General features: G+C 32.6%; 11 protein-coding genes. All 11 read right to left on the reverse strand.

Annotated elements, in window-relative coordinates:
- Positions 1-206: 206 nt before the first annotated feature.
- Positions 207-1,697: a lysine--tRNA ligase gene (lysS, locus tag MHI13_RS10530; RefSeq protein ID WP_017176406.1), complete on the reverse strand. Its 1,491-nt coding sequence runs from the start codon at positions 1,695-1,697 to the stop codon at positions 207-209.
- Between the two features lie 161 nt (positions 1,698-1,858).
- Complete coding sequence (gene folK / locus MHI13_RS10535; protein WP_017176407.1) at positions 1,859-2,338, reverse strand: 2-amino-4-hydroxy-6-hydroxymethyldihydropteridine diphosphokinase; 480 nt, start codon at positions 2,336-2,338, stop codon at positions 1,859-1,861.
- Positions 2,338-2,703 (reverse strand): dihydroneopterin aldolase, encoded by a 366-nt coding sequence (gene folB / locus MHI13_RS10540; protein ID WP_048762009.1) that lies wholly within the window; start codon positions 2,701-2,703, stop codon positions 2,338-2,340. Before folB ends, folK begins: the two co-directional genes overlap by 1 nt.
- Positions 2,681-3,484, reverse strand: a complete 804-nt coding sequence (gene folP / locus MHI13_RS10545; protein ID WP_002449966.1) for a dihydropteroate synthase — start codon at positions 3,482-3,484, stop codon at positions 2,681-2,683. The genes folB and folP overlap by 23 nt, the downstream gene beginning before the upstream one ends.
- A 181-nt stretch (positions 3,485-3,665) precedes the next feature.
- Positions 3,666-4,598, reverse strand: a complete 933-nt coding sequence (gene cysK, locus MHI13_RS10550; RefSeq protein ID WP_002449949.1) for a cysteine synthase A — start codon at positions 4,596-4,598, stop codon at positions 3,666-3,668.
- 196 nt (positions 4,599-4,794) lie between these two features.
- On the reverse strand, positions 4,795-5,679 hold the full coding sequence (gene hslO / locus MHI13_RS10555; RefSeq protein ID WP_017176410.1) for an Hsp33 family molecular chaperone HslO: 885 nt from the start codon (positions 5,677-5,679) through the stop codon (positions 4,795-4,797).
- A 214-nt stretch (positions 5,680-5,893) separates the two neighbouring features.
- Positions 5,894-8,026 (reverse strand): ATP-dependent zinc metalloprotease FtsH, encoded by a 2,133-nt coding sequence (gene ftsH, locus MHI13_RS10560; RefSeq protein WP_070548252.1) that lies wholly within the window; start codon positions 8,024-8,026, stop codon positions 5,894-5,896.
- A gap of 283 nt (positions 8,027-8,309) precedes the next feature.
- Positions 8,310-8,849: a hypoxanthine phosphoribosyltransferase gene (gene hpt / locus MHI13_RS10565; RefSeq protein ID WP_017176412.1), complete on the reverse strand. Its 540-nt coding sequence runs from the start codon at positions 8,847-8,849 to the stop codon at positions 8,310-8,312.
- The gene (gene tilS / locus MHI13_RS10570) at positions 8,850-10,151 is read right to left on the reverse strand and encodes a tRNA lysidine(34) synthetase TilS (RefSeq protein ID WP_048683369.1); all 1,302 of its coding nucleotides are present in this window, start codon (positions 10,149-10,151) and stop codon (positions 8,850-8,852) included.
- 207 nt (positions 10,152-10,358) lie between these two features.
- Positions 10,359-10,760: a S1 domain-containing RNA-binding protein gene (locus tag MHI13_RS10575; protein ID WP_017176414.1), complete on the reverse strand. Its 402-nt coding sequence runs from the start codon at positions 10,758-10,760 to the stop codon at positions 10,359-10,361.
- A 134-nt stretch (positions 10,761-10,894) separates the two neighbouring features.
- Entirely contained in the window at positions 10,895-11,290 is a 396-nt protein-coding gene (divIC, locus tag MHI13_RS10580; RefSeq protein WP_017176415.1) for a cell division protein DivIC, read from the reverse strand.
- Between the last annotated feature and the right edge of the window lie 19 nt (positions 11,291-11,309).

The raw sequence follows: 11,309 nt of genomic DNA on the forward strand, positions 1-11,309 counted from the left end.
TATAATAATCAAAGTTTAATGTCAATAAGTTTTTAAAGATTTTTTAAATTAATTTTTAAAAAAGGATTTAATTTTTGAACACTCATAGTATACTACCACATCATATATATAATATCTAGTCCTTTTTTAATTAATTTTTTTCATTTTGTTTTTCATAAAAAAGCGTTGCTTACCTTAGCAAGCAACGCTTTTAATTTATATTGATCTTATTTTTGTCTCATGTAAGGGAATAATAATACATCTCTAATAGATGGTGAATCTGTTAACAACATAACTAAACGATCAATTCCAATTCCTAGTCCGCCTGTTGGTGGCATACCGTATTCAAGCGCTTCAATGTAATCTTCATCCATTTCATGAGCTTCATCGTTACCTTGTTCTTTTTCAACAAGTTGTGCTTCAAAACGTTCACGTTGATCGATTGGATCATTTAATTCTGTGAAAGCATTTGCATGTTCTCTACCTACAATAAACAACTCGAAACGATCAGTAAATCTTGGATCTTCTGGATTTTTCTTAGCAAGTGGAGAAATTTCAATTGGATGTCCATAAATAAATGTAGGTTGAATTAATGTTTCTTCAACTTTTTGTTCAAAGAATTCATTTAAAATATGTCCATATTTCATGTTTTCTGTAATTTCGATACCATGCTCTTTAGCTAATGCTTTAGCTTCTTCATCCGTTTTCACATTATAAAAGTTTACACCTGTAGCCTCTTTAACAGCGTCTACAATATGAAGTCGTTTCCAATCTGATTCTAAGTCAATTTCTTCGCCATTATATTGCACTTTTGCTGAACCTAATACAGTTTGTGCAATATGTCTAACCATAGATTCTGTTAAATCCATAATATCATGATAATCGGCATATGCTTCATATAACTCTATCATAGTAAACTCAGGATTATGGCGTGTTGATACACCTTCATTACGGAATACACGACCAATTTCATAAACTTTTTCTAATCCGCCTACAATTAATCGTTTTAAATGTAATTCTATCGCAATACGCATATATAACGTTGCATCTAGTGCATTATGATGGGTAACAAATGGTCGAGCTGCAGCACCACCAGCGATTTGATGCATCATTGGCGTTTCTACTTCTAAATAACCTCTTTGATTTAAATAATTTCTCATTTCTTGGATGATTTTACTACGGTTAATAAATGTACGAGTACTATCTTGGTTAGTAATTAAATCTAGATAACGTTGGCGATATCTTTGCTCAATATCTTGTAAACCATGAAATTTATCAGGTAATGGTCTTAAAGCTTTAGATAATAATGTAAATGATTTTGCTTTTACTGATAATTCGCCAGTATTTGTTTTAAACATGACACCTTCAATACCTACAATGTCACCTAAATCCGTTGTTTTCCAAAGGTTATCAAAAGGTTCTTCGCCAATTTGATCTTTACGTACATAAATTTGAATTTGACCAGTTAAATCTTGTACATGTGCAAATCCTGCTTTACCTTTACCACGTTTTGTCATTAAACGCCCTGCAATAGAAACATGACTTTCGTCTTCTTTTTCATGTAATTCTTCTTTAGAAAAATGATCCCATTTTTCTTTTAATTCACTTGCAGTAGCTGTGCGTTCAAAGCGTTTACCAAATGGGTCAATTCCTAAATCAATAAGTTCTTGTAATTTTTGTCGACGAACCTGCATTTGGTCATTCATTTCTTCTGACATTACTCTCTCTCCTTTAATCTTCCTGTTTTACTATTAATGGATGTTATGTACTTATTAAAAATATTGTAAAATATTTTCCATTCACTATTTTATACATAGTCACATAGTTAAATTCTTAAAATATATTTATATCTTAAGAATTTAAGCACTTATCTTAGCACTTAATCTTTATATTTCTTAACCGTATCATCTGGAAAAACTAAATCATGAATTTTCTGATTTAATCGTGGATCCTTTTTGTCCGATGCAATATCGTTCAACGGTATAAGTACAAAAGCACGTTCTTGCATTCGTGGGTGAGGTATACTTAAATTGTCTGTTTCAATAATATTATCACTATATAATAAGATATCTATATCTAATGTTCTAGGACCCCAACGTATTTCTCTTACTCGATGCAGTTGTTGTTCAATGTCTAAACAATGCTTAAGCAATTGCTGAGGTGACAACTCGGTTTCAATCTCTAAACACAAATTCAAGAAATTAGGCTGATCAGTATAGCCAATCGGTGCAGTTTCATATATCGATGATTGTTTTGTTACCTTTATACCCTTAATGTTTCCAATTAAATCAATTGCCTTAAGAAGTTGTTGTTTTCTATCACCAATATTACTTCCTAAACCTAAATATGCTTGTACCATTAACGATTCTCCCTCACTATTTCAATACCCACACCATCGTAATGACCAGGTATAGGTGGATTTTCTTTAGTGATTCTGACTTTCGTTTCCATTACACGATTATAGTGTGAATTTATACGTTTTGCAATACGTTCAGCTAGATGCTCGATTAAATTGCAAGGTGGACCTTCAACAATATCTTTTACATCTTCAAATACTTCACCATAATGCACAGTATCTTTAACATTATCTGTCTGACCCGCTTTTGTTAAGTCTACTTTTAAAGTTACGTCTACTAAAAAAATTTGACCTATTTCATTCTCAGCTGTGAGTGCACCATGATATCCATAAAACTTCATCCCTTTAAGAAAGATCATGTCGTTCATTTTCATTCTCCTTCAAAAAATCTATACCTTGAGCTAAACGTACATTTAATTGAACATTATGTACGCGAACTGCTTTTATGCCTTTCATTATACCATAGGCAGTAGTAGCAGCAGTGGCCTCATCTCTTTCTTTTGGTGTCGTATCAGTAGAAATCATCTCTCTAATAAAACGTTTACGACTTGTCGCTAATAAAACAGGATACTCTGTAGCAACTAATTCATCTAATCGAGCCATTACTTCATTTTCTTCTTTTCTACTTTTGGCAAATCCAATACCAGGATCTAACCATATTTTATGTTTTGGAATCCCTGCCATTTCTGCTTTATTTGCTTGCTTTATAAGTGTTAATAGCATTTCTTCTACAACTGGTTGGTCACGGTGGCCATCTCCATTATGCATTAACACAATTTCCGCTTCATATTTAGCAACTACATCTAAAATATGAGGATCATATAATCCAGCCCATTGGTCATTAATCATTGTGGCCCCTAATCTTAGGCAAGCTTCAGCAACTTCACTGCGATATGTATCTATGGAAATTTGTACATTTAGTTTCACTAATTCTTCTACAACTGGCACTACACGTTGCATTTCTTCTTCTAAAGACACTTCTGTGTGCCCAGGTCTTGTTGATACGCCTCCTACATCAATAATATCTACGCCTTCATCAATCATTTCTTTAGCACGTGTAACTGCGTTATCAATTGAATTATACTGACCACCATCTGAAAATGAATCAGGCGTTACATTTAAGATTCCCATAATTTTTGTTTTACCCACTACCAATCATCCTTTGTTTTAAAAATAAATATGTATACTCATATGATACACTCATTTAGTCTATATTTCAGTATTGTTAACTGAAAGAACCTTTATACTAAAAAATAGCTGGCTTCGCCTTTTACGAAACCAGCCATTTCTTATTTAAAACATGATATTCAAATATCAACTTATATCATCATTAGTCATCGAATGAATATAATGGTGTAGATAAGTAACGTTCACCATTACTTGGTAATACTGTTACAACTGTTTTACCTTTACCTAACTCTTTTGCTTTTTCGATTGCTGCATAAATTGCTGCGCCTGAAGAAATACCTGCTAAGATACCTTCTTCTTTAGCCACACGACGTGATGTTTCCATTGCAGTTTCATTACCAACTTTAATGATACTATCATAAATATTAGTATTTAAAGTATCAGGTACAAAGCCAGCACCTAAACCTTGTAATTTATGTGGTCCAGGTTCTCCACCACTTAATACAGGAGATCCTTCTGGTTCAATTGCTACAATTTCAACGTTAGGATATTTCTCTTTTAAGACTTTACCTACACCAGATAGTGTACCGCCAGTACCAACACCTGCTAAGAAAGCATCAATTTGTTTGCCTTCAAATTGTTCAACTAATTCAGGACCAGTTGTTAATGCATGTACTTCAGGGTTAGCTGGATTTTCAAATTGTTGAGGTTCGAAATAACCATGTTCTTCTTTCAATTCTTTAGCTTTCTTAATAGCACCTTTCATTGCTTCAGATCCAGGTGTTAACACTAATTCCGCACCATATGCTTTTAATAAGTTGCGACGTTCAGAACTCATTGTTTCAGGCATAGTAAATACTGCTTTATAACCTTTAGCTGCACAAACAAATGCTAAACCAATACCAGTATTACCACTTGTTGGTTCTACAATTGTATCACCAGGTTTAATTTTTCCTTCTTTTTCAGCTTTTTCAATCATTGCTAAAGCAATACGGTCTTTTACAGAGCCACCTGGATTTTGATACTCTAATTTTACATATACATCTGCCGCATCTTCATCTACTACGTTTCTTAATTTTACTACCGGTGTGTTGCCAATAATTTGTGTAATATTTTCTACAGGTTTTTGTGCCATCGAAAAAACGCTCCTTTAACTTTCTAATTTAAAACTTAGTTTTTCTATCGGATATAACTATATTCTATCAGAATTTTCTAAAAAGACAAAGATATTTCTTTAAATATGATGTAATATTTTACTTTCATTAGTTACATTTAGTTTTTCCCATAAAAAAAGAGCAATAAACATACGCTTATTGCTCATCAACATTCTACTATTTTTTTATTGTATCAAGTAGTTCTTGAAGTTCGCCTTCAGAATAATGATATTTATTTCCACAGAAATGACACACGGCCTCAGCACCATGATCTTCTTTAATCATATCTTCAATTTCTGCTTCACCTAAACCTTTAATTGCATTTAGGAATTTTTCGTGACTACAATTACATTCAAATTGTGCATCCATTGTTTCCAAAATTTGTACATTCTCTTCACCTAAAATTTCATTTAAGATACCTTCTGGTGTTAAGCCTTGTTCAATCAATTTAGAAACTGGCTGCATTTGGTTAATTGCATTTTCTAATTTAGTAATAGTTTCTTCTTTAGCGCCTGGCATGACTTGTATAATAAATCCACCCGCTGCTTTAATAGAATTATCAGGGTTAACAAGTACCCCTAATCCTACTGATGACGGTGTTTGTTCACTTGTCGCAAAATAATAAGTGAAATCTTCTCCAAGTTCACCAGAAACGATTGGACTTGCGCCTGAGAAATAATCTTTCATTCCTACATCCTTAACGACTTGAATTGCACCCTCAGTACCTACTGCTCGTCTTACATCCAATTTACCTTGATCATTAAGTGGAAAATGGGTTTGAGGATGGTCAACATATGCACGGACATTTCCTTGTGCATCTGCATCAGCAATAATTCGACCAATTGGGCCCTTACCATCTACTGTGACAGTAAGCTTTTGATCTCCTTTTAACATTGCCCCCATTAATAACGTTGCTGTCATTGTTCTCCCCATCGCTGCTGAAGCTGTAGGCCATGTATAGTGACGTGTTTGGCCTTCTTGAACTGATTCAGTTGTTAATGCAGCATACGCACGTACTTCTCCATCAAAAGCCAATGATTTAACAATATAATCATGTGTCATTACTCTAATCTCTCCTTTATGTTATTTTATTTCGTTTGTTTCATTTATTTTAAAATCTAATATTAAATCTTTTATTAAGAATATCTATTTTACACTGCTTATTTAAGAATATGAAGTAACTTGCTCTAGGGTATATAATGTTCCTATATCATATTAAAAACTCTTTCGATTAAGGTTATTTTTTAACCCGAGTCGAAAGAGTTTTTATGACTAACTATGATTCTCTATGATTTGAATCTGTTGGATGCTCTATATTTGGAGATTGTTCATAACCTGTTTCATCTCTATCATTTCGTTGTGAATGATTTTGAGATTGATTACGGTCTGAACGATGATTGTTTCTATCATGATCGATTCTGTCATCTTCTCTGCGGTCTTCTGCTTCATCTTTACGACCTTCTTCAAGTTGTTCTTCACGAATGTCACCATAAGATTTACCATATTTACCGTTTGAGAACTCAGAATCATCTCTATCTTCATCTTTTACCACTTTAGCTGCATCATAATCCACTGTTGGTAAAACACCATCATAGAATAATGAACGTATTTGTTCTGCTACTAGTGTTTCTTCAGTTAATAATGTTTTAGCAATCAGTTTCAATTGTGATTCATGTTCTAATAAAATTTGTTTACAACGTTCATATTGTTCTTTAATAATACGTTGAACTTCTTTATCAATTTCATAAGCAATTTGGCCTGAATAGTTAGGTTCACCTTGCATATCTTTACCTAAGAAGACTTGACCGCCACCGCTTGTAGAGAATTGTAAAGGTCCTAATTTCTTACTCATACCATATTCAGTGACCATTGAACGTGCAATTTGTGTTGCTCTTTCAAAGTCGTTTGAAGCACCAGTTGATACTTCATGGAAGTTAATATCTTCAGATACACGACCACCTAAAAGACCACAAATTTTATCTAACAATTCTGGTTCTGTCATTAAGAAGCGGTCTTGTTTAGGTAACATCATTGCGTAACCACCTGCTTGTCCACGAGGCACAATCGTTACTTTGTGTACAACTTCTGCTTCATCAAGTACCATACCAATGACTGTATGCCCTGCTTCATGATGTGCTACAATATTACGTTCTTTATCAGAAATAACACGAGATTTTTTCGCTGGACCCGCAATCACTCGGTCTGTTGCTTCTTCAATATCACGCATATCAATTTTATTTTTACCTTCACGTGCGGCAATTAATGATGCTTCGTTCAATAGGTTTTCTAAATCAGCACCAGAGAAACCAGGCGTTCTTTGAGAAATAGCTTTTAAATCGACAGTTTCATCAAGTGGTTTGTTTTTAGCATGAACATGAAGAATCGCTTCACGGCCTTTAACATCTGGACGACCTACTTGAATTTGTCTATCGAAACGACCAGGACGTAATAATGCAGGGTCTAAAATGTCAGGACGGTTGGTTGCTGCAATCATAATGATACCTTCATTCTCACCGAAACCATCCATTTCAACTAATAATTGGTTAAGCGTTTGTTCACGTTCATCGTGACCGCCACCAACACCTGCACCACGTTGACGACCAACAGCATCAATTTCGTCTATGAAAATAATACATGGTGCATTTTTCTTAGCATTTTCAAATAAATCACGTACTCGACTTGCACCAACACCTACAAACATTTCAACGAAGTCAGAACCACTGATTGAGAAGAATGGAGCTCCAGCTTCACCTGCAACGGCACGTGCTAATAATGTTTTACCTGTACCTGGTGGGCCTACAAGTAAGACACCTTTAGGAATTCTTGAACCCATTTTCTTAAATTTCTTATTATCTTTTAAGAAATCTACAATTTCAATTAACTCTTGTTTTTCTTCGTCTGCCCCAGCAACATCTGAGAAGCGAACACGACGTTTTTGATTGTCGTACATTTTTGCTTTGGATTTACCAAAGTTCATCATACGACCTCCACCGCCGCCACCTTGTGCTTGGCTAAGGAAGAATATAAATAAGAAAGCAATAATTAATACAGGAATAAGCGTTGTCAACATACTGACAAAGACACTTTGTTTTTCTTCTTCTTTAACTGTAAAATCTAATCCTTTTTGGCTACGAGCTTCACTTGTTATTTTTTGTAAATCTTTTTCGTTATTGTATAAAATCGTTGAAGAATAATCTTCATCATTTTTAGTTTTACCACTTACCAAGTACACATTTTGTTCAGGTTGGATTTCTAAAGTTTTAAGATCACCTTTATCCAATTTCTCTACAAACTGTGAATAGGAAAGTTGTTTCGGTGTATTTCCATTACCATTGATATATGAGAAAACACCGAATATAATAACGCCAATAATTGCGATAACTAGCACATTGCGAAAAGCTTTCTGCATGCGTCATTTCCTCCTATTTCTATAATAAAGCTAACAAAAATTGTAACATAATCTAGCTTATAAAGGCTAGTATTTCAACTTTTGTAGCGCTTTTCTAATTCTAGTTAATTATTTTATATTCATCATTTACTCATTCTTTGTTTTCGGCTTTACATATCTATGTATAGTCGTTTCATAAAATGACAATTTTGAATATAAAATGAGTCTACACTAATTTATATCGTTAGTATAGTTATTATATTTAAAAATCTATCTATTGTATTTGCTAATACATTATAAAATTTTATTTATTGTAAATTTCCGGTTTTAATGTACCAATGTAAGGAAGATTTCGATAATGCTCAGCATAATCTAAACCATATCCTACTACAAACTCATCAGGTATTTTTTTGCCAACGTATTTGGCTTCAATATCCGCTTTACGACGGTTCGGTTTATCTAACAATGTAACGATTTCTAATGAGTTAACTTTGCGTGATTGTAGTAATTCAGTAATTGATTTTAAAGTTGTACCTGTTTCTAAAATATCTTCAATAATAAGTACATCTTTGTTTTCAATAGAAGCACTTAAGTCTTTTAAAATTTGTACTTCTCCTGTTGATTCTGTACCACCGTGATAACTTGAAACATCCATAAAATCAATTGCTAAATGTGTATCAATACGTTTAATTAAATCTGCCATAAACATAACTGAACCTTTAAGGATACCAACACAAACAAGTGGTTTATCTTTGTAATCTCTCGTTAATTGTTCACCTAAATCTTTACAAATTTCTTGGATTTCTTCTTCAGTTAATAAAATATCTTTTAAATCATCTTTCATTTATGAGTCATCTCCAATTTTTTTAATATCTATTATATGTTTAAAGCTTGTCGTCACATAAAGTTGTCCTATAGCTATCACTCGTTGTTTTGCATCTAAAATGATGGGTATTTGTGTACGTTCTATGCTATCAATTTTTTTATCAATAAATAAACGACTTACTTTTTTATGTCCATGACTACCATTTAACTTAAACTTATCTCCATCTCTACGTGTTCGAATCGTTAGAGGCCAATCTATTGCTTTATCATTCTCATTTGGATGAATTGTAATTAAATAATGACCAAATTGATATGTATAAGGATGTGTAACAATTTGTTCTTCAAGTAGAGATTGTTCATAATGAGCCATTATTATAAATTTATCATATGCAATTTGAATTATCCATTTTTCAGTGAGGGGAATTTTAATTTGAGATTGTTTACTCTCAATTTGTTCGAACCATTCATTATAATTTTTTTCTGAAAACGATTTATTTAACTGAAGCATCTCAAATAAACGATCTAGTAAAATCATTTTTGAAATTTCATCTAGTTGATTAAAAGACGCTCGAGATAATTGTATACGTTCTTTATTAAGGTGGATGTTAACATGTTGTTCTATAAAACAACTTATTCGTTGTTGTGTAAGTTGTAATTGTATATCATGCCAATGTTTCAACTTTAATAATTGTTCCACATTGAAGTCCTTATTTTCATCAATAGCTGGTAAAAGTCGATTGCGAATGTCATTTCTTGCATATTTATTATGGTGATTAGATTCATCTTCATAAAAAGGCACATGGTGAATGGTTTGATATTGTTTTATATCATTTTTATATGTCTCTATCAGAGGACGACAAATAAAATAATGATTTCGCTCAGTACATTCATTCATCCCTAATGAATTGCGTGTTGATCGACCAGTAAAAACGCGATAAAAAATCGTTTCAAGTTGATCATTTAAATGATGAGCAGTTAATAACACATCAGCATTTATCTTGCTCATCATCTCATCAAACCATTGATAACGTAAATCTCTCGCTTCAGATTGAATACTTTTTCCTTTTTCTACTATTTTAGATAAATCTAACTGTTTAACATAACAGGGGATTTGATGTTGCTTGCAGAATTGTTTAATAAATCGTTCTTCTTCGACAGATGCATCTCTCAAACCATGATTTACATGCAAGCATGTTATAGATTGATATGAATGTGATAAGTCATTTAATAATTTATATAATAAACACATACTATCAATCCCTGTAGATACTGCAACAGCTAAATGATCCGTCTTTTTCCAAAGAGACGTTTTCACTTTCACATTACTGAACCTCCTGACTTAGGCTAAATAATTGATATAACGAAAAAAGAGTGAGATAGAACTTTAATTTCAGTTCTTTATCTCACCCCTGGCATAGATCTTACATGATCTTATGCACTTAAGTTATTATCAATACATATTAATCTAGAATAAATGATTGGAACCAGGGCTCCGTTAACTTAGTTATATTTATTCACACAGATATAATTAACGTCTAGATCCTTTACCACCACGTCTTGATTCTGTTTGACGTTTAATAGAAGTCAATTTGTCTTCACTGTCTTTTAAGAAATTACTTAATTTCTTTTCAAAATCTTCTGCTTTTTGTTGAGGCGGTTTATTTTGATTAGATTTGTGATGTGGGCGACGAGGACGATCTTTCGCTTTTTTAATTGAGAGACTGATTTTACCATCATCTGCAATAGATAAAACTTTTACCTCCACTTCATCTCCAACTGATAAATGATCTTCTACATTTTCAACATAATTATCAGCAACTTCACTAATATGAACTAAGCCACTTTTACCTTCAGGTAATTCTACAAACGCACCAAATTTTTTGATACCTGTCACTTTACCTTTTAGCTTGTTTCCTACTTCGATTGACATATTCTAAATAAATCCTCCCGATAATGTTTCAATTTTAACCTTATTATATTCCTGTTTTAAACTTTACACAATGCTATAAAACGATTATTTTAAATTAAGCGTTTTACTTTAATTTTTAAAGTTGCCTACTCTTTCTAATTATTACTAGAGGATTTAGAATTAGACGATGATTTATCATTAGGCAATTTAAAAATAATTTCTCCATTGTTACTTAAATAATAGTCATCTCGAGCAACTTTCTCTATATAATCTTTATCGTTAAGATTATTAAGCTCTTCTTTTAATGCTATTTCCTCATCTTGTTTCTTCTGAAATTGTTCTTCTTTATGCTTTCGTTCTATTGTTGCTTGATTGTTACTTTGTTTTTGGAAGACAAGCATGATAGATAGAATAATAATAATCGCTAATAATAATCCTCCAAAAACTGTTACTCTTCGACGAACGACACGCATTCGTTTTTGTTGACGTTGTTTCTTTCGATTTCGTTCTGAAGTATATTGATTATCAATATGTTCTACCTTTTTACTCATAACTTGTCACCTCCTTTAA

Source organism: Staphylococcus sp. FSL K6-0223 (genome assembly GCF_038008285.1).

What these genes read in the sequence shown, in the direction of transcription:
- folB (WP_048762009.1), bottom strand. Translation starts at nt 2,703, where the DNA reads ATGAACGACATGATCTTTCTTAAAGGGATGAAGTTTTATGGATATCAT.
- folK (WP_017176407.1), bottom strand. Translation starts at nt 2,338, where the DNA reads ATGGTACAAGCATATTTAGGTTTAGGAAGTAATATTGGTGATAGAAAA.
- divIC (WP_017176415.1), bottom strand. Translation starts at nt 11,290, where the DNA reads ATGAGTAAAAAGGTAGAACATATTGATAATCAATATACTTCAGAACGA.
- MHI13_RS10575 (WP_017176414.1), bottom strand. Translation starts at nt 10,760, where the DNA reads ATGTCAATCGAAGTAGGAAACAAGCTAAAAGGTAAAGTGACAGGTATC.
- ftsH (WP_070548252.1), bottom strand. Translation starts at nt 8,026, where the DNA reads ATGCAGAAAGCTTTTCGCAATGTGCTAGTTATCGCAATTATTGGCGTT.
- hpt (WP_017176412.1), bottom strand. Translation starts at nt 8,849, where the DNA reads ATGAAAGATGATTTAAAAGATATTTTATTAACTGAAGAAGAAATCCAA.
- hslO (WP_017176410.1), bottom strand. Translation starts at nt 5,679, where the DNA reads ATGACACATGATTATATTGTTAAATCATTGGCTTTTGATGGAGAAGTA.
- cysK (WP_002449949.1), bottom strand. Translation starts at nt 4,598, where the DNA reads ATGGCACAAAAACCTGTAGAAAATATTACACAAATTATTGGCAACACA.
- lysS (WP_017176406.1), bottom strand. Translation starts at nt 1,697, where the DNA reads ATGTCAGAAGAAATGAATGACCAAATGCAGGTTCGTCGACAAAAATTA.